This is a genomic window from Streptomyces sp. 3MP-14 (assembly GCF_006334905.2).
GTDB lineage: Bacteria > Actinomycetota > Actinomycetes > Streptomycetales > Streptomycetaceae > Streptomyces > Streptomyces triticirhizae.
In genome coordinates, this window is sequence record NZ_VDLZ02000009.1 from 22,663 (window position 1) to 41,869 (window position 19,207).

Below are 19,207 nucleotides of genomic sequence, written 5' to 3' on the forward strand. Positions count from 1 at the left end.
CGGCTGTTGGGGTGCGCGGCGCTCAGCCGCGCACCGAGTAGCTCTCGATGTCCTTGATGACGGCGAACCCGAGGCCGTAGGCGCTCATGCCGCGCCCGTAGGCCCCGATGTGGACCCCGTGGGGCGCCGCCCCGGCGAGGACCCAGCCGTACTCCGACTCCCGGTAGTGGAACGGGGTGGGCACCCCGTCCACCGGCAGCGAGAGCGCGCTCCAGCCGCTGCCGCCGAGGTCGTCCGCCAACTCCCAGGCGATGTTGGTCTGTTGCTCCAGCCAGTCCTGGCGCAGCGCCCGTTCCATCTGGGCGGGCCAGGTGCACGCCAGCAGCCCCGAGCCGGCCAGCCAGGCGGCGGAGGCCGGCGAGGTGGCCTCCAGCAGGCCGGTGCCGTCGGGGCTGCGCCGCACCGGCCGCTCGGCGACGGTGACCACCGTGGTGAACCGCTGGTCCTCGTGGCCGAGTTCGGCGCGGAGCGTGGGCTCCTGGCCGTGGCCGGTGGCGCCGTGCTCGACGGAGCCGTCCGCCCCGGTGCCCACCTGGGTCAGCCAGCGCGGGCCGGTGAACGCGTCGTCCAGCCCGTACCAGGGGAAGTCAGCCGCGAGATACCCCTCGATCACCGGCCGGGCGCCCGGGACGCCCCGGACCTCCCCCCTGCCGGGATCGTCGCCTGTCGCGTCGTGCGGCTCCGCTCGACTCGTCGTCTCCATGTGCCGACGCCTCCTCATTGCCCTCGTCCTGGGCACACCCCGGACATGAGGAGGATAGCCACCCGGCTCCGCCGTGTCGGGCGCCCCCGGGAACCAAAGGTCGGCATATGCCCCGAAGGGGCCGAATCCACTCAGGTGGCGTCGGCGTCGAACGGCGTCGCCTCGGCGGCCGATGTGGCCGGGGCGGAACGCTCGCCCGCCGGCGCCGAGGAGGCGGTCTCGCCGTCCTTCGCCAGCGTGACGGAGCCGGCGTCGCCGTCCTTGCCGAGCTTCACGGAGCCGGCGGCCGCCGGCTCCGTGAAGCCGGTGCGCTGCTTGGCGAGGCTGGTCCTGGCGGCGCCGCCCGGCTTGTTCCGCGCGGGCCTGTTCGTACTCGTCCGGCCGTTGACCGCGTCGGTGACCTCGGTCAGCTCCTTGCGCACGTCGAGGTCCTTGGCCAGCTCGCGCAGGCCGAGGTCCTCGTTGTCGAGCAGGTGCTTCCTGGCGAAGTTCTTCGGGTTGAGGTCCTCGAACTCGAAGTCCTTGAAGTCGGGTCCCAGCTCCGAGCGGATGTCCTGCTTGGCGTTGTCGGAGAACTCCCTGACCTTGCGGATGAACTGCGCCACCTCGCGGATCATCCTGGGGAGCTTCTCCGGCCCGAAGACCATGATGGCCAGGACGATCAGCGTGATGAACTCTAGGGACCCTATATCGAAGAACACCTGGCAGCTCCCTCACGCAAACGAGTAGACGGCCACGGTACCCCGGCCTCCCCGGGGGACGGGAGACCACCGAGGCCAGCAACGGGTAAAACGCGGGTGACGGGCCGGCTCGCCCGCCGCCCGGGCCGTCGGCGGGGTCATCCGGGCCGTCGGCGGGGTCATTCGGCCGCGGCCTCGCCGAGCACCACGTCGAGGGACAGCTCCCGGCCGTCCCGCTCGATCGTCAGCGCCAGCTCGTCGCCGGGCCGGTGGCTGCGGATTCTGATGATCAACTCGTCGGAGTCGGCGACCCGTTCGCCGTCGACGCCGGTGATCACGTCGCCGTCCCGCACCCCGGCCTCGTCCGCCGGGCCGCCGGGCACCACCGCCGGCTCGTCGGTGGAGCTGCCGACCCGGGCGCCGTCCCCGGTGAACCGGGTGTCCAGGCTGACCCCTATCACCGGGTGGGTGGCGCGGCCCGTATTGATCAGCTGCTCGGCGACGTCCTTGGCCTGGTTGATCGGGATCGCGAAGCCGAGCCCCACGCTGCCCGCCTCGGCGCCGCCGTTGTCCACGGAGCGGATCACGCTGTTGACGCCGATCACCCGGCCCTGGGCGTCGGCCAGCGGGCCGCCGGAGTTCCCCGGGTTGATCGGGGCGTCGGTCTGGAGCGCGTTCACATAGCTGATGTCGGAGCCGTCGGCCTGCTCGCCGCCGGCGGTGATCGGGCGCTCGGTGGCGCTGATGATGCCGGAGGTGACCGTGCCGGCCAGGCCGAACGGGGAGCCGATGGCGACCACCGGGTCCCCGACCCGCACCGCGTCGGAGTCGCCCAGCTCCAGCGGGGTCAGCCCGGCGACGCCGGAGACCCGCACCACGGCGAGGTCGTAGCCGGCGTGCTGGCCGACCACCTCGCCGCGCACCGTGTCGCCGGTACTGAACGTGACCTCGACGGCGCCCGCGCCCGGGCCGCTGACCACATGGGCGTTGGTGAGGATGTGGCCGCGCTCGTCGAGGACGAAGCCGGTGCCGGACTGGCCGCCGCCCGCGTGCAGCGTGACGACGCCGGGCAGCAGCGCGCTGGCGATGCCGGCGATGCTGCCGCTGGAGGCGGCCGAGGAGCCGGCGGAGGTCTGGGGCAGCCGCACCTCGCTGAACGCGCCCTCGCGCTCCAGCCACACGCCGACCATGCCGCCGATCACGCCGGCCAGCAGGGCGATCAGCGCCGCGCCGGCCACCAGCCTGGCGCCCCGGCGCGGGGCGGGCCGCGGCGCAGAGGGCGAGGGCAGGGGCGAGACCGGGGAGGGGGACGACGGGTAGGCCACCGCCGCCGGCGCCGGGGGCGAGGCGTGCGGCGTGGCCCAGGGGTTGTAGCGGTGCGGGGCGATCGCCGGCTCCGGCTCCGGCTGCGGTTGCGGCTGGGCCGGCGCCAGCGGGACGCCCGCGCCGCCGAGGCTGCCGCCGTCGGCCGGGGGCACGTGGGTGCCCGCCGGTGGCGTGGGGTCGGGGCGCTGCACCGGGGGCGCCGGGGCCCAGGGCCCCGGCTGGCCGTAGGGCGGCGTGCTGTACGGGTCCTCGCTGGCGGAGACGGGCTCCGCGGCCCCGGCCGGCCGAGGCGCCGACTCGGCCGCGCGAAACCCGGCGCCGCCCTCGGCCGGGTCCTCCGGGGAGGTCAGGCCGTCGGGGGCCGTGCTCCGCCGCTCGACGCCGTTGCCCTTGTCCATGGCAGCCGTCCCCATCGTGTCCGCGCCATCCTGCCTACGGGGTCGCATTCAATCAGAGGCGGCGGAACTCAGCGCGGACTCACGGCGCCCAGCGCGCTGGAGCTGGTGTGTTCGGGGCGGAGCGGGCCTATGACCGGCTCGGCCGTGGTCGCCGGCGGCGTCGCCCGGGGCACCGGCGAGGCGCCGTGCGCCGCCGGGAGGCTGCTGCCGAGCAAGGTGAACTGCCGGCCCGTCGGCGGCGTGGTCTCGCCCACGTCGGCGACCGGCAGCACCTGGGCCACGCCCTGCTGCCGCTGCACGTCCTCCTCCGCCCTGGCGCCCATCGGGCGGGGCGCCGAACCGGCCGAGGTGCCGCTGCCGGCGGCCACCGCGCTGGACGCGGCGGAGCTGCCGGTCGGGCTGGCGACGCCGGAGACGGCGCCCCCGATGGCGAAGGCCGCCAACGAGACCGCTCCGGCGGCGGCGAAGGCGATGCGATGGCCGCGAGGGAGCCGGGCAGCCACCGGCTCGTGTATGCGGAAGCCGGCGGAGCCGCCGGAGCCGCCCAGTGCGGGGGCGGCGGGGGCCAGCAGCGAGGAACGCCCCCGGCCGCCGGGCAGCAGGTCGAGGCGGAGACCACCGGAGCGTTTGGGAGGGGTGCCGGCGGCCGGCGGGCCGGCGTCTCCCGGCGGGGTGGGCCCGGGGCCCGGAGGTCGGGTGTCCAGGCCGCTGTCGGCCGGGACGTTCTGGAGGCGGGCGAGCAGGCCGGCGGAGAGCGCGGGCGGCGGGCTGGCGGCGAAGGCGCTCTTCAGGGCGCGCTGGGCCTCCACCTCCGCCTTGCAGTGGGCGCAGGTGGCCAGGTGGGCCAGCACGCGGTCCCTGCTGTCGTGCGACAGCTCGCCGTCCACCAGGGCGGCGAGGCTCTCTCCCAGATGCCGGTCGGCCGGGTCCGTTTCGGCGGTCGAGGTCACTCCATCGCGCCTTCCACTGATCCCGGGGCTCCGGGCGCCACGGCCAGGGCCGGCTCGGCGGACGGGAGCGACGCCTCGGGCTCGGCGGGCTGGGCCGCGCGGGAGCCGCGCTCCTCCGGCGAGCGGTGGCGCAGCGCCTTCCGCAGGTGCGAACGGCCCCGGTGGATGCGGCTGCGCACGGTGCCCAGCTTCACGCCAAGGGTGGTGGCGATCTCCTCGTAGCTCAGGCCCTCGATGTCGCAGAGGACCACGGCCGCGCGGAAGTCGGGGGCCAGGGTGTCCAGCGCCTGCTGGACGTCGGCGTCGAAGTGGGTGTCGTTGAAGTGCTGTTGCGGGGTGGGCTCGCGGCTGGGCAGCCGGTCGGCGGCGTCCTCCCCGAGGGCGTCGAATCTGATCCGCTGCTTGCGGCGGACCGAGTCGAGGAAGAGGTTGGTCGTGATCCGGTGCAGCCACCCCTCGAAGGTGCCGGGGGTGTAGGTCGACAGGGAACGGAAGACCCGCACGAAGACCTCCTGGGTGAGGTCCTCCGCGTCGTGCTGGTTGCCCGTGAGGCGGTACGCCAGACGGTAGACCCGCGCGCTGTGGGTGCTGACGATCTCCTCCCAGGTGGGAGGGGCCCAGCCCTGGCTGTCGGCGCCCGCGCTGAAGGTGGCCACGGCGTTGGTGGTGCCGTCGGCTGACTCGGTGGTGGCCTGCGCTCGGTCGCTGTCAGCGTTGTCTGTCACGGAATTCGGCCCGCCGAAGGACCGCCGGATGCGCGTGAGCACCCCCCGGCCGGTGGACGCGGCCGCACCTCCCCTGTCGGCTCTGGTGGTGTCCAGTGGAGCCCCTACCATAGCCACCTCGCCCGTTAGCTCCGGATAAGCATTTGTTGGCCGGCAATGCCTTCGACCCGTCGTCGAGTGGTCCCGACTCCACGCCTCGGCAGCACCGTCGTCTTACGACCAACGTCAGAGCCGGGCGTCCGGTTCCCGTCCGAAGTCGATACAGTCGAGGCGCGTGACAGACGGGGACAGGAGAGGGCCATTACCGGCAACCGGCTGACGAGCTGGGCGTTCGCCGAGGCGTATGGCGCACCGGACGCCGAGAGCGCCGAGGGGACGGCGCTGCGCTGGGCCCGCGAGCGGGCGCGCGAGGCCGGGGTGCGCGCCGTCTCCCCCGGCACCGGGGACGCGCTGCGGCTGCTGGCCGCCGTCTCGGGGGCGCGGGCCGTGGTGGAGATCGGCACCGGGACCGGGGTCTCCAGCATCCACCTGCTGACCGGGATGCGCCCGGAGGCGGTGTTGACCACGGTGGACACCGAGCCGGAGCGGCAGCAGTTCGCCCGGCAGGCGTTCCGGCTGGCGGGCTTCGCCGCCAACCGCACCCGGATCATCCCGGGCCACGCGCTGGACGTGCTGCCCCGGCTCACCGACGGCGGCTACGACCTGGTCTTCTGCGACGGCGACCGGCTGGAGTACCTGGAGTGCCTCGCAGAATCGTTGCGGCTGCTGCGTCCCGGCGGGATGGTCTGCTTCGCCGGGGTCTTCGCCGGCGGCCGGACGGTGGACTCGGCCGCCGCGCCCACCGAGGTGCGCCGGCTGCGGGAGCTGCTGCGCGCGGTGCGGGAGAGCCCGCAGCTGACGCCGGCGCTGCTGCCGGTGGGCGACGGGCTGCTCTGCGCCGCCCGGGTCTGAGCCCGCACCCGGACGAGGCCAGGGATCGGCCCCGAAAGCCGCGTGGCGCCGCCCCGGAAACATGTTCCGGGGCGGCGCCACAGGGTCAACGCGGAACGCGGCGGCGTCAGCCGGTCACCTTCTTCAGCTCCTCGTCGAGTGCGACCGCCTCGTCCGGGGTCAGCTCGACAACGAGTCGGCCACCGCCTTCGAGCGGAACGCGCATGATGATGCCCCGCCCCTCCTTGGTCACCTCAAGCGGACCATCGCCCGTCCGCGGCTTCATGGCCGCCATGCTCGTTCCCCTTCCTGAACCAGCTCGTCGCAGCCGATGACGCGAGCGCCCTCGGCGTCGAACACATTGCTTGCCTTCATTATCCCGCATGAATGGGTCCCGTGACCAACATTGGGCGGTCTCCCTTCGGCAACGCACACACGCAAAACCACTCAATTCGGGGATCGCCCGCGATACCACGGTTCTTCGGGGGCGTTCTCGGGGCCCTCAGGGACTCGGCAGGTTGGTCCGACTCCCCGGGTGCGCCGCCGCCTCGGTGGCCGGCCGTCAGGCGGGCGTCGGCCGGGAATCCGCCGGGCGCGAAGGGCGATTCGGCGGGCATTCCGATCGGGCGACCGGATTCGAAGCCGGCGGCCTCAGTCCCGGTCGCCCCCGCGCTGCGCGGCCTCGTTCCTCGCCTGTTCCAACAGGTGCCTCAGGTCGGCGATCCGGGCGTCCCGCTCGGCGAGTTCGGCGGCGACCCGGTCCAGCACGTCGTCCACCTCCGCCATCCGGTAGCCGCGCGGGGCGACCGGCAGCCGGACCCGGATCAGGTCGGCGGGCGCCAGCGGCCGGTCCAGCGGCAGCGGATCGGCCGGCCGGTCGGGCTGGACGTCGCGCAGCCCGCCCGTGGCCGGTGCGCCCGTGCCGTCCCCGCTGCTCAGCACCGCGAGCGTGACCGCGGCGATCACCACCACCATCGCGACCATCAAGAACCAGAACACGGCTGCTCTCCCCTGTGAGTCCTGCCCCGGAGTCTCGCACGGGGAATGACCGGGCGGGACAGGTAGGTTCGAAGGTCGGGCCGGGGGAGCCCGGGGAGGACCCGGGAGGCCCGGAACGAACCGCGAGAACAACCCGAGAGAGAGCTGAGCCGGATGTTGCGCCTGGGCACACGGGAGTTCGCCACCCACCAGCCGGTGATCATGGCGATCGTCAACCGGACCCCGGACTCGTTCTACGACCGGGGCGCCACCTTCGCCGAACGGGCCGCCCTGGAGCGGGTGGCGCGGGCCGTCGACGAGGGCGCGGACATCATCGACATCGGCGGGGTCAAGGCCGGCCCCGGCGCTGAGGTGGACGCGGCGGAGGAGATCCGCCGCACCGCCGGCTTCGTCGCCGAGGTACGCCGGCGCCACCCGGACGTGGTGATCAGCGTGGACACCTGGCGGCACGAGGTGGGCGAGGCGGCCTGCGCGGCCGGCGCCGACCTGCTCAACGACGCCTGGGGCGGCGTCGATCCGCGCCTGGCCGAGGTCGCCGCCCGGCACGGCGTCGGGCTGGTCTGCACCCACGCCGGCGGCGCCAGGCCGCGCACCCGCCCGCACCGGGTGCGCTACGACGACGTGATGGCCGACATCCTGCGGGTGACCGTGGGGCTGGCCGAGCGGGCGGTGGCGCTCGGCGTGCCGAGGGAGGGCGTGCTGATCGACCCGGGGCACGACTTCGGCAAGTCGACGCGGCACTCGCTGGAGGCGACGCGGCGGCTGGACGAGATGACGGCGACCGGCTGGCCGGTGCTGGTCTCGCTCTCCAACAAGGACTTCGTCGGCGAGACCCTGGACCGCCCGGTGAAGGAGCGGCTGCTGGGGACGTTGGCCACCACGGCGGTCTCCGCCTGGCTGGGCGCCCAGGTCTACCGGGTGCACGAGGTGGCCGAGACGCGGGAGGTGCTGGCGATGGTGGCCGCCATCGCCGGCCACCGCGAGCCGGCGGTGGCCAGGCGCGGCCTGGCCTGAACCGCCGGCGGCCGACGACGAGCGGGCCTTCGGGAACGGTGGTCCGTTCAGGGCTTGGTGACCAGCCGGATGGCCTCGTCCACGTCGTCGGTGATCTGGAACAGCTCCTCGTCGCGCGCCGACGCCTTGCCCTGCGCGATCACGGTGTTCCGCAGCCAGTCGGCCAGCCCGCCCCAGTAGGCGGAGCCAACCAGCACGATGGGGAAGCGCGTCACCTTCTGGGTCTGCACCAGGGTCAGCGCCTCGAACAGCTCGTCCATGGTGCCCAGGCCGCCGGGCAGCACCAGGAAGCCCTGGGCGTACTTGACGAACATGGTCTTGCGGACGAAGAAGTAGCGGAAGTTGATCCCGACGTCGACATAGGGGTTGAGGCCCTGCTCGAAGGGCAGCTCGATGCCCAGCCCTACGGAGACCCCGCCGGTCTCGCTGGCGCCCAGGTTGGCCGCCTCCATGGCGCCCGGGCCGCCGCCGGTGATCACGGCGAAGCCCGACTCGGCCAGGCCCTGCCCGATCCGCCGCGCCAGCTCGTACTCGACGCTGCCGGGGGCGGTGCGGGCCGAGCCGAAGACGCAGACGGCGGGCCCGAGTTCGGCCAGCGCGCCGAAGCCCTCGACGAACTCCGACTGGATGCGCAGCACCCGCCACGGGTCCTGGTGGACCCAGTCGGACGGGCCCCTGGAGTCCAACAGCCGCTGGTCGGCGGTGCCGGTGGTCACCTGCTGCCGGCGCCGGACGACCGGTCCGAGCCGCTGCTCGCGGGGCTGGCCGGCCTCCACCGGCCGCTCGGCGTACGGCTCATCGCCGGGGGCGTGTGCGCTCCCGCTCATCGCGCGCTCCTCACCTGTGCTCTGTGATGTGTGCTCTGGGATCTGTGATCGCTTCGCCGTGCTCCCGGCCGGGCGGCGCCCGCCGGGTCCCCCGGTCCCGCCGCCCCCTCGAAGGGGCGGCGGGGACGTTCAGCCGCCCAGCCAGGCGCGCAGCCGGGCCTCGCAGGCCAGCACGGCCTCGGTGGCGACCCGCTCGTCCTGCCGGTGGGCCAGACTCGGGTCGCCCGGGCCGTAGTTGACCGCCGGCACTCCAAGGGCGCTGAACCGGGAGACGTCCGTCCAGCCAAACTTGGGGTAAGGAACGCCGCCGACCGCGTCCAGGAACGCCCGCGCCGCCGGGTGCGAGAGGCCGGGCAGCGCGCCGGGCGAGTGGTCGTCGACCACGAACTCGGCGACGCCGCAGTCGGCGAAGACCTCGTGGACATGGGCCAGCGCCCGCTCCTCGTCCAGGTCGGGCGCGTAGCGGTAGTTGACGGTGACCGTGCAGGAGTCGGGGATCACGTTGCCGGCGACGCCGCCCTCGACGCGGACGGCGTTGAGGCCCTCGCGGTACTCCAGGCCGTCGATCTCGACCCGACGCGGCCGGTAGGCGGCGAGCCTGGCCAGCACCGGCGACGCGGCGTGGATCGCGTTGACCCCCATCCAGCTCCGCGCCGAGTGGGCGCGCTGGCCCGGCAGCCGCAGGTGGACGCGCAGGGTGCCCTGACAGCCGCCCTCCACCTGGCCGTTGGAGGGTTCGAGCAGCACCGCGAAGTCGGCGGCCAGCCAGTCGGGGTGGGCGGCGGCCAGCCGGCCGAGCCCGTTGCGGTCGGCCTCGACCTCCTCGTTGTCGTAGAAGACGAACGTCAGGTCGCGGTTGGGCCGGGGAACGGTGGCGGCGATCCGCAGCTGCACCGCGACGCCCGCCTTCATGTCGCAGCTGCCCAGGCCCCAGAGCACGCCCTCGTCGTCCAGCCGGGACGGCAGGTTGTCGGCGACCGGCACGGTGTCGAGGTGGCCGGCGAGCACCACCCGCTGGTCCAGGCCGAGTTGGGTGCGCGCGACCACGTTGTTGCCGAAGCGGTCGACCCGCAGCCAGGGCAGCGCGGCGAGCGCCTCGGCCACCGCGTCGGCCAGCGGCTCCTCGGTGCCGCTGACGGACGGGATGTCCACCAACCTGGCGGTCAGCGCCGCCGCGTCGAGGTCGAGGTCGAGTCGCGGTGCGGGGGCCGTGGTCTGCGTCGCCGGTCGTTCCATGGGGTCACGGTACCCGCGCCGGAAGGGCGGCCGGGCCCAGCGGTTACCCTCGTCGCGTGCCCGAACGGACGACCACCTCGCGACGTCGACGCCGCCTGGTGCGCGGTGCCTCCGCCACCCTGGTGCTGCTGGGCGTGGGCGTCTATGCCCTGGTGCACTACGAGTCGGGCAGCCGGAGCGAGCCGCACTGCGCGGTGCGCGGCGCCGACCCGGAGTCCGAGCCGCACCGGCTGAGCCCGGCGCAGGCCGCGAACGCGGCCGTCATCGCGGCCGTGGGCACCTCGCGCGGGCTGCCCGAACGGGCGGTGACGATAGCCATCGCGACCGCGATGCAGGAGTCCAGCCTGCGCAACCTGGACTACGGCGACCGCGACTCGCTGGGCCTCTTCCAGCAGCGGCCCTCGATGGGGTGGGGCAGCGAGGAGCAGGTCACCGACCCGGTGTACGCGGCGGGGGCGTTCTACGACAAGCTGGTCGAGATCCCGGCGTACGAGGAGCTGCCGCTGACCGAGGCGGCCCAGGAGGTGCAACGCAGCGCCTTCCCCGACGAGTACGCGAAGCACGAGGCCAACGCCACGCTGCTGTCGGGCGCGTTGACCGGCCGGGTGCCGGGGGCGCTGAGCTGTGTGACGGGCAACGACCCACGGGCGGGCGATCCGGCGGAGCTGGAACGGGAGTTGGCGGCGGATTTCGCGGGGCGGGCGACGGTCGAGGGCTCGGGCGCGGACTCGGGGATGTTGACGGTGACGCTGGCCGAGGCGGGCGGCGAGGCGACGTCGGACCCGGGCTGGGAGCTGGCGCACTGGCTGGTCGCGCGGGCCGGGCAGTTGGGGGTGTCGGAGGTCAGCTGGGACGGGGTGCGCTGGGAGTCGGAACGCTCGGACGACGGCTGGCGAGAGGACTCCGCCGGCACCGAGGACGCCGACGACGCCACCGACGATTCCGGGGAATCCGGTAATTCCGGGGGGAATTCGCGCGGGGCGGTCCGCCTTTCGCTGGTCACCAGCACTGAGTGACCGAATGAATACGGTCGAGCGTTAACGCGGTACCGAACGGCGCCGGCGCGGCCCAACTCCGTTCGTTCCCCGGGTTTTTGTACGCGCGGTTCGGCGTCGTTCGGTGCGGTGCCGCACGAGGGTTTTCCGAGGCGCTCCGGGATTTCCCACCGACCGGCTCCGGATAGCTGACGGACTATCAAACGACCGGCCGGCGGATTACCGATTCTTTACCCGCGCCGGCCGCAACCCCGCGCCGCCGGCGGTCGATAGGCACGGCGGACGCCACCCCCGCGTCCGTTCCCCCTCACGAGGAGAGAAGCTCATGTCACGTCCCGTACGGCGCACCCTGGTTCGGGCGGCGCTCTGTGGAGTGGCCGGCGCCGCCGGCCTGTTGGGCACCGCGACCGTCGCCCAGGCGGCGGGCCCGGCGGCCACCACGCCCGACGCCGGCGAGGCGGACGTGGTCGGCGAGACCGTCAACGGCCTGGGCCGGTCGGCCGTCGGCGTGGTCAACGAGGCCGGCGCCGACGTCGCCCCGAAGCTCCGCGAGGGGGCCCGGGTGGGCGGCACGCTGCTGACGGGCATGACCGCCCGCTGAGCGGAACCGTGGGCGCGCCTCCCCCGGAGGGCCTTCAGGAGAGGCGCGCCACCGCGCTGGCGACGCGTTCGTCGGTCGCGGTGAACGCGACCCGGACGAACCGCTCGCCCGCCGCGCCGTAGAACGCGCCGGGCGCCACCAGGATGCCGAGCTCGCTCAGCTCGGCGACCGTGTCCCAGCAGGGCTCGTTCCGGGTGGCCCACAGGTAGAGCGACGCCTCGCTGTGCTCGACGGTGAAGCCCCGCACGGTCAGCGCCGCACGCAGCGCCGCACGGCGCGCGGCATAGCGGGCGCGCTGCTCGGCCACGTGCTCGTCGTCGCCCAGGGCGACGGCCATCGCCGCCTGCACCGGGGCCGGCAGCATCATCCCGGCGTGCTTGCGCACGCCCAGCAGCTCGCCCAGCACCTCGCGGTCGCCGGCGAGGAACGCGGCCCGGTAGCCGGCGAGGTTGGAGCGCTTGGAGAGCGAGTGCACCGCGACCAGGCCCCGGTGGTCGTCGCCGCAGACCTCGGGGTGGAGCACCGAGACCGGCTCGGCCTCCCAGCCCAGTTCCAGATAGCACTCGTCGCTGACGACCAGCACGCCGTGCTCCCGCGCCCAGGCGACGACGGCGCGCAGCTCGGCGACGTCGAGGACCCGACCGGTCGGGTTGGACGGGGAGTTGAGCCAGAGCAGCCGCAGGCCCTCGGGGTCGAGTTCGGTGGGCGAGCCGGTGTAGGGCACCGGCTCGGCGCGGGCGATGAGGGCGCCGACCTCGTAGGTCGGGTAGGCCGGCTCGGGGTAGGCGACGCGGTCGCCGGGGCCGAGGCCCAGCTGGGAGGGCAGCGAGGCGACCAGTTCCTTGGAGCCGATCACGGGGAGGACGCCCCGGTGATCGAGGCCGACCGCGCCGGTGCGGCGGGCGCACCAGTCGACGATCGCGTCCCGCAGCGCGGGGGTGCCCCAGACCGTCGGGTAGCCGGGGCTGTTGGCGGCGTCGGCGAGGGCCCGTTGGACGAGGTCGGGCACCGGGTCGACGGGCGTGCCGACGGACAGGTCCACGATGCCGTCCGGGTGCGCCGAGGCGGTGGCCTTGTGGGGCTCAAGACGGTCCCAGGGGAAGACCGGTAGGCGGGCGGAGACGGCGGACGGCACGGGGTGGCACTCCTCGCTCGGGAGTCCTCGGCGGCACGGGGCACGCGGGGACTCACGTCGGAACCTGGGTCAGGGCCTCGGTGGGACCCCGGTGCGGACCTCGGGGGAACGTCGGTGCGGACCTCGGAGGGCACGGTCGTTCGTCGGGTCGAGGACCGGAAGAGCGGAACGGCCCCGGTCCCCCGAGGCCGTTCCCTCACTCGTCGTGGCTCTGCGGGGGCAGGGCGGCGATCAGCGGGTGGTCGCGCTCGATCAGGCCCAACTTGCTGGCCCCGCCGGGGGAACCAAGCTCCTCGAAGAACTCGACGTTGGCCTTGTAGTAGTCCTTCCACTCGTCCGGGGTGTCGTCCTCGTAGAAGATCGCCTCGACCGGGCAGACCGGCTCACAGGCACCGCAGTCCACGCACTCGTCGGGGTGGATGTAGAGAGCGCGCTGCCCCTCGTAGATGCAGTCGACGGGGCACTCCTCGATACATGCCTTGTCCTTGAGATCAACACAGGGCTCGGCGATCACGTAGGTCACGCTGTCAGTCCTCCTCGTCATGGCGGCCGGTCCGCCTGGCGCACGTGGGCGCGGCATCGCTGATGCTCGGACCCTAGTATCGCCGCTGTACAGCGTTGCGCACACCTGAGGGGGGTTTGCTAGGGGTATGCAATTTCGTGTGAAGGCCCGGCTCGAAGTCCGGATCACCGCCGCTGACGTGGGCAAACGGGTCTCGGTCCGGTCCCTGACCGGGGCCGGGGACGGGGCGACGACGTTCACCGACACCCTGGGAATTCTCAGCTCGTGGACGGACGGGGTGCTGTCGGTGACCCGGCGGACCGGGGAGACGGTGCGGCTGGCCGAGTCCGCGCTGGTCGCGGGGAAGGTGGTGCCGGCCGCCCCGGCGCGGCGGCGGGGCGTACCGGCGGCCTCGGTCGCGGAGTTGGCGGCCGTGGCGGCGCGGAGCTGGCCGGCGCCCGAGGCGGAACGGCTCGGCGGCTGGCTGCTGCGGGCCGGCGCCGGCTGGTCGCGGCGGGCCAACTCGGCGGTCAGGCTCGGCCCGGGCGGGCCGGAGCGCGAGCGGGTGGTGGCCTGGTACGCGGCGCGTGGGCTGCCGGCGAGGTTCCAGCTGACGACGGGCGCCGAGGGCGCGGACGAGCGGCTGGTGGCCGCGCTGGACGCGCTGGGCTGGGCCGCCGACGGGTTCACCGCCACGCGCGTCGGGGCGTTGGCGCCGCTGGCCGACCGGGAGCCCGACGGGCGGGTGGTGGTCGGCCGGGAGCTGACCGAGGGCTGGCTGGCGGCCAACCGGTCGGCGCTGCGCGATCCGGCCACCGCGCGGCGGGTGTTGACGGGCGGCCCGCTGGTGCTGTTCGGGGAGGTGCCGGCCGGTGCCGGCGAGCCGCCGGCCGCCGTGGGGCGGTGCGTGGTGGACGGCCGGTGGGCGGGCTTCAGCTCGATCGAGGTCGACCGGGCGCACCGGCGGCGCGGCCTGGCGACCGCGCTGATGGCGGAGTTGGCGCGGGCGGCGCTGGCGGAGGGCGCCTCGGCGGCCTGGCTCCAGGTGACGCGGGAGAACGCGGCGGCCGGCGCGCTCTACGACCGGCTGGGCTTCGCGGAGCACCACCACTACCACTACCGGACGGCGCCCGCCGGTTGAGGCGGGCGCCGTCCTGGCGGCGATTCGGTGCGCGGGGCTCGGGCGGGCTCAGCCCAGGGTGGCGCCCTCGACCTCGGCGATCCTGCGGTCGGGGCCCTCGTTGGCGACGGCCGGCTCGCGCAGCACCGGGATCAGCGCGGCGGCGGCGTGCTCGGGGGTCATCTCGACGAGGCCGCTGCCGGCGTCGATCATCACCCCGTCGAAGGTGCTGCCGTACAGCTCGGCCAGCCCGTCGGGGTCGATCACCGGCTGGAGGTTCCCCTGGTCGCTGGGCTCCATGCTGAGCACCCCGCTCAACGTCTGCTGGCTGATGGGGAGTTCGATGCCGGCGGCGGAGAGCCACACCCAGCCGGACATGGCCGGCTCGCCGAACTCCTCCAGCGCCTGCTGCACCTGCTCCTCGCCGACCAGCGGCTCCCGCGTGGTGACCGGGAGTTCGACCGGCTGGTTGGGGCCGCCGGCGGCCCGCTCCCGGAACGCGGCCTCGACCGAGTCGGCGGCCGCCGCCGGGTCGATGGCCGAACCGGCCTGCCCGGCCCGGCCGATGGCCTGGCCGTTCTCGAACACCACGGTGCCGTCGACGGGTCCGGTGCCGCCGGCGCCCGAGGTGAGGTCCTCCAGGGCGACGGTCAGCTTCTCCCGGTCCACGGAGAAGACGGCCTCGGCCTCCCGGCTCGAACCGAAGAGCGAGCCGATCACGGAGACCGGGCTGTAGTCGGTGCCGGAGGCGCCCCTGGCGGTGGCCTCGGTGTCGACGGCCAACCCGGCGACGGTGGGCTTGAGTTCGACCTCCTGCCCGTCGATCACCAGGATCAGCGGCTCGTTGTTGGCCGCGTCCAGGCGGGTGTCGAGGAGGCCGTGCGCGTCCTCGGTGGACATGCCGCCGATGTCGATGCCCAGCACCTCGGTGCCCTTGGGCACGTCCTCGGGGTTGAGGAAGAGGCCGGCGCCGTAGGCGACGACGCCGACGCCGACCAGCGCGATCACCAGCAGCTTGACCTTGGAGCGGCCGCGCGGCGCCGGCTTGGGCGCGGCGCTCCCGGCGGGCGGGGGCTCGTCGCCCGCCGGCGGGCGTGGCCCGGGCGGCGGAACGGTGGGGCCGGCGCCGGTGTCCTCGGGGGCGAGGGGGCGCGGCAGTTGGCCGGTCGCTGCCGGGTCGCCGTCGCGCACGCCGGGCGGCGGCGCGGGCGGGAAGGGGCCGCCCAGGTCCATGGTGGTGCCGGCCGGGTCCTCGTCGGGCGGCAGCCCGCCGGGGCGCGGCGCGGGGCCGCCGGGCCGGGGGGCCGGACCGCCTGGCCGGTCCTGGTGGGCGGCCGAGGCGGCGAGCGGGCCCTGCGGCGTCGGGGCCTGGGCCTGCGGCGGGATGCCGGGCGGGTGTTCGCCGCCCATCGGCGTCGGCGCGACCGGGGGAACGGTCATCGATCCCGAGCCCGGCCCCGTGGTGGGGCCGACCGGCCGGGGCGGCAGGGGCCCCTGCGGGGGGACGGCCGGGGTGCCGGCCGCCGGGGTCTCGTGGGGCGCGGGGAACCAGGCGGGCGCGCCCTGGCGTTCGCCGCCCAGCCCCGGCACGCCGCCGGCCGGGGTGTCGGACAGCTGGGGGTGGCCGCCGGGCGGGGTCTCGGGCCCGGCCGGCTCGTGCGGCGGCTCGCCCGGCACCGGCCCGTCGGGGTGTGCCTGCGGCACGGCGCCGGTCTGCGGCGGCTTCTTGGGCTCGAACCAGGAGCTGGTCTTCTTGCCGGAGTCCGCGCCGCCGCTCGCGCCGTCGGCCGGCCGGCCCGCGGTGCCCCGGCCGTCGGGCCTGGCGCCGGGCGCCGGCTTGTTCCGGGTGGGCAGCGGCGGCGGGGCGGCGGAGCGCGCGGCCTCCTCGTCCACGGTCTCCCGGACGACGATCGGTGGAATGGGCCGGGACCCGGGGATGTTGATCCGCGCGCGGGTCGTCATCGTGGTCTCGGTCTTCTTCTCCTCCGCCGGCGGAGGACCCGGACGGGCCGCTGCTTCCCCCTCGTTGCGCTGGGGGTCACCCCACCCCCGGGGGTTGGGCGAATTGTCAGTTTCACGACTCAAGGCTGGATCTCCCGGTTGGGCTTCACCGGCCGGCCCGGAACGCTGTCCGGGGGCGGCGGCTGGCCCCACGATACTGGGGTCCGCGAGCCGCCACGCCCTCAGCACAGGATCAGCACATCAGTGCCCCACCCCGACACCCGCTCTCAGCAGGGGCGTTACCGTGCGGTCCGCTGGTCCAGGGCGAACAGCGGGCGTTCGGTCGGCGCCAACGTGGCGCACACCACGGCCACCGTCATCCCGCCCAGGAGATAGACGTAACTCCCGGCGCCCGCCGCGTAGACGAAGTCGCCCTGTGGCCTGGTCACGGTGAGCGCCAGCACGGACAGCAGCCAGCCGCCGGCCGGCGCGGCGGCGCCGACCCGGGTGCGGGTGAGCAGCGCGCCGCCCCAGAAGAGGCCGGCGCAGCCGCCGAGCGCCAGCAGCACGCCCAGCGGGAACCAGCCGCCCTGGACCAGGGAGCCGGCGACCCCGGCGACGAAGCCCAGCACGCCGAGGCCGAGATGGCCGGCGATCCTCATCGCTCCTCCCCGGCGCCCGGCGCGGCCAGCCCGGCGAAGATCCCGGACACGTCGTCGGTCGAGCCGGGCGGGACCGGCTCGCCGAGGCCGAGCCGGAAGTACTCGGTGCGCCACAGGGGTTGGGCCAGCCCGTTGGAGAGCGCGAAGGTCTCGCCGGCGACCTCGATCTGGGTGACGTGGGCGCCCAACGCGGCCTGCTTGGCGGCATATGCCTCGGCGGTGCCGGTCACCGCGAGCGCCACCTCCGCGTCCGGCACCACCCCGGGCAGGTCACCGACCGTGACCACGTCGGGGAACCGGCCGGGCCCGTCCTGCCGGAGCCGGGTGAGGTGGCGCTCCACCTCGCTCAGCGGGAGGCAGTTCCACAGCACCCGGTCCACCCGGTGCCGGGCGGCGGCCAGTTCGACGGCGCGCATCGCGACCCGGTGCGCCTTGATGTGGTCGGGGTGGCCGTAGCCGCCGTCGGGGTCGTAGGTGATCACGACGCGGGGGCGGGTCTCGACGACGATCTCGGCGAGCAGCCCGGCGGCCTCGTCGAGGTCGGCGCGGCAGAAGGCGTCGGGGTGGTCGTTGCTGGGCAGGCCCAGCATTCCGGAGTCGCGGTAGCGTCCGGGGCCGCCGAGCAGCCGGTGGTCGGTGACGCCGAGCGCGGCCATCGCGGTGGCCAACTCGTCGGCGCGGTAGGGCCCCAGGGCGTCCTCGCGGTCGGCGGCGAGGTGGGTGAGCGAGTCGGGGATGACCTCGCCCTCCTCGCCCAGCGTGCAGGTGACCAGCGTGACCCTGGTGCCGGCGGCGGCGCAGGCGGCCATGGTCACGCCGTTGTTGATCGATTCGTCGTCGGGATGCGCGTGCACCAGCAGCACGCCGGACGGGCCGGAACTCATGGAGGCAGCCTACTGATCCCCGGCCCGGACGGGCTCTCGCAGCTCGGTCAGAAGCTCAGGGAGTTGATCATCTCGCCGAGGCTGCTGCTGAAGTTGTCGATCGTGGGGGCCATGTTGGAGCCGGCCAGATAGAAGCCGAGCAGCACGCAGACGATGGCGTGCAACACCTTCAGCCCTGCCTTCCTGACCAGCAGGATGACAATGACCAGCAGCAGCAGTGAAGCTGAGATGGTGAGGCCCACCCGGATCACCTCCATGGACTCGCGCCTGTTCAAGGGCACGGTGAGACGACCCACCCCACGTTGGACGCGCCTTCCCGCCATGCGTCACGGATCATAACGTTCCGTGGCCCCCGCACGGCGCGGTGCACAGGAGCAGATCAGGGGCGCACGCCCCCCGCTCACTCGACCAGAACGGTACCTGCCTCCGGAAAATGACAGGCGGTCAGGTGGCCCTCGGCGTTGCCCTCGACGCGGACCAGCGGGGGCTCCTCGGTGGCGCAGCGGTCCTGGGCCTTCCAGCAGCGGGTGCGGAACCGGCAGCCGGAGGGCGGGTTGCTCGGCGAGGGAACGTCCCCCTCAAGGCGGATGCGCTCGCGGCGCGGGGGTCGTTCCTTCGGGGATGCCTCGGCGGACGGCTTGGCGGACGGCTCGGCGGACGGCTTGGCGAGGGCGCCGTCGCCCTCCCCGGCGGGGGCGCGGCTGGCGGCCAGCTCGAGCTCGGCCTCGGGGACGGCGGAGAGCAGCGCGTGGGTGTAGGGGTGGCGGGGGCGCTCGTAGATGGCGGTGCGGTCGCCGACCTCGACGATCTTGCCGAGGTACATGACCGCGATCCGCTGGGAGAAGTGCCGCACCACGGCCAGGTCGTGGGCGATGAAGAGGAACGCGATGCCGCGCTCCCGCTGCACCCGGCGGAGCAGGTTGATGACCTGGGCCTGGATGGAGACGTCGAGCGCCGAGACGGGCTCGTCGGCGATGATCAGGCGCGGTTCGAGGGCCAGCGCGCGGGCGACGCCGATGCGCTGCCGCTGGCCGCCGGAGAACTCGTGTGGGAACCGGTTGTAGTGCTCCGGGTTGAGGCCGACGGTGTCCAGCAGCTCGCGCACCCTGGCCTCGCGCCCGCCGGGCGGGTCGACGTTGTTGATCTCCAGGGGGGAGCCGACGATGGTGCCCACGGTCTGCCGGGGGTTGAGCGAGGAGTAGGGGTCCTGGAAGATCATCTGGATCTCGGACCGCACGGGCGCCAGCTCGCGGCGGCTGGCGCGGGTGATGTCCCGGTCGCGGTAGGTGATGCGCCCGGCGGTCGGCTCCAGGAGGCGGGCCAGCAGCCGCCCGGTGGTGGACTTGCCGCAGCCGGACTCGCCGACCAGGCCGAAGCTCTCGCCCTCCCTGATGGTGAGGTCGAGCCCGTCCACCGCCTTCACCGCGCCTACGGTCCGCTTGATCGGGAAGCCGCCCTTGATCGGGAAGTGCTTGGTCAGGCCCTCGACGGTCATCAGGGCCCCCGGGGTCCGGCCCTCGGGTGCCGTCGGCTCCTCGGGGGCGGTCGGCCCGTCGTTCTCTGTGTTGGCGATGCTCAT

At 74.4% G+C, this 19,207-nt stretch carries 21 protein-coding genes; 5 read left to right on the top strand and 16 right to left on the bottom strand.

The window, feature by feature from the left end; translation table 11 throughout:
- Positions 1 to 22: 22 nt before the first annotated feature.
- The 5 genes from FH609_RS16090 to sigE all read right to left on the bottom strand — a co-directional run bounded on the left by FH609_RS16090 (position 23) and on the right by sigE (position 4,893).
- Complete coding sequence (locus FH609_RS16090; RefSeq protein ID WP_139668135.1) at positions 23 to 703, bottom strand: hypothetical protein; 681 nt, start codon at positions 701 to 703, stop codon at positions 23 to 25.
- A gap of 131 nt (positions 704 to 834) precedes the next feature.
- On the bottom strand, positions 835 to 1,404 hold the full coding sequence (locus tag FH609_RS16095; protein WP_139668137.1) for a sec-independent translocase: 570 nt from the start codon (positions 1,402 to 1,404) through the stop codon (positions 835 to 837).
- 158 nt (positions 1,405 to 1,562) lie between these two features.
- Positions 1,563 to 3,107, bottom strand: a complete 1,545-nt coding sequence (locus FH609_RS16100) for a S1C family serine protease (protein ID WP_226961714.1) — start codon at positions 3,105 to 3,107, stop codon at positions 1,563 to 1,565.
- A gap of 68 nt (positions 3,108 to 3,175) precedes the next feature.
- Entirely contained in the window at positions 3,176 to 4,057 is an 882-nt protein-coding gene (locus FH609_RS32150; protein ID WP_139668140.1) for an anti-sigma factor family protein, read from the bottom strand.
- Positions 4,054 to 4,893 carry an RNA polymerase sigma factor SigE gene (gene sigE, locus FH609_RS16110; RefSeq protein ID WP_139668142.1) on the bottom strand — a complete coding sequence of 280 codons (840 nt, stop codon included), beginning with the start codon at positions 4,891 to 4,893 and terminating at the stop codon, positions 4,054 to 4,056. The genes FH609_RS32150 and sigE overlap by 4 nt, the downstream gene beginning before the upstream one ends.
- Before the next feature lie 45 nt (positions 4,894 to 4,938).
- On the opposite strand from sigE, the gene FH609_RS16115 reads away from it, so the two are divergent.
- Positions 4,939 to 5,733, top strand: coding sequence for an O-methyltransferase (locus tag FH609_RS16115; protein ID WP_139668144.1), 795 nt, complete (start codon positions 4,939 to 4,941; stop codon positions 5,731 to 5,733).
- 106 nt (positions 5,734 to 5,839) lie between these two features.
- Here the strand turns inward: FH609_RS16115 and FH609_RS16120 are convergent, their stop codons facing one another.
- On the bottom strand, positions 5,840 to 6,007 hold the full coding sequence (locus FH609_RS16120) for a DUF3117 domain-containing protein (RefSeq protein ID WP_019434894.1): 168 nt from the start codon (positions 6,005 to 6,007) through the stop codon (positions 5,840 to 5,842).
- A 356-nt stretch (positions 6,008 to 6,363) separates the two neighbouring features.
- Complete coding sequence (locus FH609_RS16125) at positions 6,364 to 6,711, bottom strand: DivIVA domain-containing protein (RefSeq protein WP_139668146.1); 348 nt, start codon at positions 6,709 to 6,711, stop codon at positions 6,364 to 6,366.
- Positions 6,712 to 6,864: 153 nt separating this feature from the next.
- On the opposite strand from FH609_RS16125, the gene folP reads away from it, so the two are divergent.
- Positions 6,865 to 7,725, top strand: a complete 861-nt coding sequence (folP, locus tag FH609_RS16130) for a dihydropteroate synthase (RefSeq protein ID WP_139668148.1) — start codon at positions 6,865 to 6,867, stop codon at positions 7,723 to 7,725.
- A gap of 47 nt (positions 7,726 to 7,772) precedes the next feature.
- Here folP and FH609_RS16135 read toward each other — a convergent pair whose 3' ends face one another.
- Both FH609_RS16135 and dapE read right to left on the bottom strand, forming a co-directional pair.
- Positions 7,773 to 8,552, bottom strand: coding sequence for a TIGR00730 family Rossman fold protein (locus tag FH609_RS16135; RefSeq protein ID WP_139668150.1), 780 nt, complete (start codon positions 8,550 to 8,552; stop codon positions 7,773 to 7,775).
- Between the two features lie 129 nt (positions 8,553 to 8,681).
- Positions 8,682 to 9,788 carry a succinyl-diaminopimelate desuccinylase gene (gene dapE, locus FH609_RS16140; protein ID WP_139668152.1) on the bottom strand — a complete coding sequence of 369 codons (1,107 nt, stop codon included), beginning with the start codon at positions 9,786 to 9,788 and terminating at the stop codon, positions 8,682 to 8,684.
- Positions 9,789 to 9,844: 56 nt separating this feature from the next.
- On the opposite strand from dapE, the gene FH609_RS16145 reads away from it, so the two are divergent.
- Entirely contained in the window at positions 9,845 to 10,804 is a 960-nt protein-coding gene (locus FH609_RS16145) for a heavy metal transporter (RefSeq protein WP_139668154.1), read from the top strand.
- A gap of 304 nt (positions 10,805 to 11,108) precedes the next feature.
- On the top strand, positions 11,109 to 11,384 hold the full coding sequence (locus tag FH609_RS16150; RefSeq protein WP_139668156.1) for a hypothetical protein: 276 nt from the start codon (positions 11,109 to 11,111) through the stop codon (positions 11,382 to 11,384).
- Positions 11,385 to 11,418: 34 nt separating this feature from the next.
- On the opposite strand, the gene dapC is transcribed toward FH609_RS16150, so the two are convergent.
- Positions 11,419 to 12,519: a succinyldiaminopimelate transaminase gene (dapC, locus tag FH609_RS16155; protein WP_139668158.1), complete on the bottom strand. Its 1,101-nt coding sequence runs from the start codon at positions 12,517 to 12,519 to the stop codon at positions 11,419 to 11,421.
- Positions 12,520 to 12,715: 196 nt separating this feature from the next.
- Positions 12,716 to 13,042: a ferredoxin gene (gene fdxA, locus FH609_RS16160; RefSeq protein ID WP_122399184.1), complete on the bottom strand. Its 327-nt coding sequence runs from the start codon at positions 13,040 to 13,042 to the stop codon at positions 12,716 to 12,718.
- A gap of 127 nt (positions 13,043 to 13,169) precedes the next feature.
- Here fdxA and FH609_RS16165 point away from each other — a divergent pair, with 127 nt between their 5' ends.
- Entirely contained in the window at positions 13,170 to 14,162 is a 993-nt protein-coding gene (locus tag FH609_RS16165) for a GNAT family N-acetyltransferase (RefSeq protein WP_139668160.1), read from the top strand.
- 48 nt (positions 14,163 to 14,210) lie between these two features.
- On the opposite strand, the gene FH609_RS16170 is transcribed toward FH609_RS16165, so the two are convergent.
- From FH609_RS16170 to FH609_RS16190, 5 genes are all read right to left on the bottom strand, one after another.
- Positions 14,211 to 16,103, bottom strand: a complete 1,893-nt coding sequence (locus FH609_RS16170; protein WP_139668162.1) for a hypothetical protein — start codon at positions 16,101 to 16,103, stop codon at positions 14,211 to 14,213.
- A 278-nt stretch (positions 16,104 to 16,381) separates the two neighbouring features.
- Positions 16,382 to 16,744, bottom strand: a complete 363-nt coding sequence (locus tag FH609_RS16175; protein WP_139668165.1) for a DUF6113 family protein — start codon at positions 16,742 to 16,744, stop codon at positions 16,382 to 16,384.
- Complete coding sequence (gene mshB / locus FH609_RS16180; RefSeq protein WP_139668169.1) at positions 16,741 to 17,628, bottom strand: N-acetyl-1-D-myo-inositol-2-amino-2-deoxy-alpha-D-glucopyranoside deacetylase; 888 nt, start codon at positions 17,626 to 17,628, stop codon at positions 16,741 to 16,743. The genes FH609_RS16175 and mshB overlap by 4 nt, the downstream gene beginning before the upstream one ends.
- Positions 17,629 to 17,675: 47 nt before the next feature.
- Positions 17,676 to 17,870 (bottom strand): hypothetical protein, encoded by a 195-nt coding sequence (locus tag FH609_RS16185; RefSeq protein ID WP_139668526.1) that lies wholly within the window; start codon positions 17,868 to 17,870, stop codon positions 17,676 to 17,678.
- A gap of 158 nt (positions 17,871 to 18,028) precedes the next feature.
- Positions 18,029 to 19,123, bottom strand: a complete 1,095-nt coding sequence (locus FH609_RS16190; RefSeq protein ID WP_226961752.1) for an ABC transporter ATP-binding protein — start codon at positions 19,121 to 19,123, stop codon at positions 18,029 to 18,031.
- Positions 19,124 to 19,207: the final 84 nt, after the last annotated feature.

Bases quoted from the DNA above. Each gene is read 5' to 3' on its own strand.
- dapE (WP_139668152.1), bottom strand. From the start codon at position 9,788: ATGGAACGACCGGCGACGCAGACCACGGCCCCCGCACCGCGACTCGAC.
- FH609_RS16135 (WP_139668150.1), bottom strand. From the start codon at position 8,552: ATGAGCGGGAGCGCACACGCCCCCGGCGATGAGCCGTACGCCGAGCGG.
- FH609_RS16175 (WP_139668165.1), bottom strand. From the start codon at position 16,744: ATGAGGATCGCCGGCCATCTCGGCCTCGGCGTGCTGGGCTTCGTCGCC.
- FH609_RS16100 (WP_226961714.1), bottom strand. From the start codon at position 3,107: ATGGACAAGGGCAACGGCGTCGAGCGGCGGAGCACGGCCCCCGACGGC.
- FH609_RS16170 (WP_139668162.1), bottom strand. From the start codon at position 16,103: ATGACGACCCGCGCGCGGATCAACATCCCCGGGTCCCGGCCCATTCCA.
- FH609_RS16150 (WP_139668156.1), top strand. From the start codon at position 11,109: ATGTCACGTCCCGTACGGCGCACCCTGGTTCGGGCGGCGCTCTGTGGA.
- FH609_RS16115 (WP_139668144.1), top strand. From the start codon at position 4,939: ATGCCTTCGACCCGTCGTCGAGTGGTCCCGACTCCACGCCTCGGCAGC.
- mshB (WP_139668169.1), bottom strand. From the start codon at position 17,628: ATGAGTTCCGGCCCGTCCGGCGTGCTGCTGGTGCACGCGCATCCCGAC.
- FH609_RS16165 (WP_139668160.1), top strand. From the start codon at position 13,170: ATGCAATTTCGTGTGAAGGCCCGGCTCGAAGTCCGGATCACCGCCGCT.
- folP (WP_139668148.1), top strand. From the start codon at position 6,865: ATGTTGCGCCTGGGCACACGGGAGTTCGCCACCCACCAGCCGGTGATC.
- FH609_RS16190 (WP_226961752.1), bottom strand. From the start codon at position 19,123: ATGACCGTCGAGGGCCTGACCAAGCACTTCCCGATCAAGGGCGGCTTC.
- FH609_RS16090 (WP_139668135.1), bottom strand. From the start codon at position 703: ATGGAGACGACGAGTCGAGCGGAGCCGCACGACGCGACAGGCGACGAT.
- FH609_RS16120 (WP_019434894.1), bottom strand. From the start codon at position 6,007: ATGGCGGCCATGAAGCCGCGGACGGGCGATGGTCCGCTTGAGGTGACC.
- sigE (WP_139668142.1), bottom strand. From the start codon at position 4,893: ATGGTAGGGGCTCCACTGGACACCACCAGAGCCGACAGGGGAGGTGCG.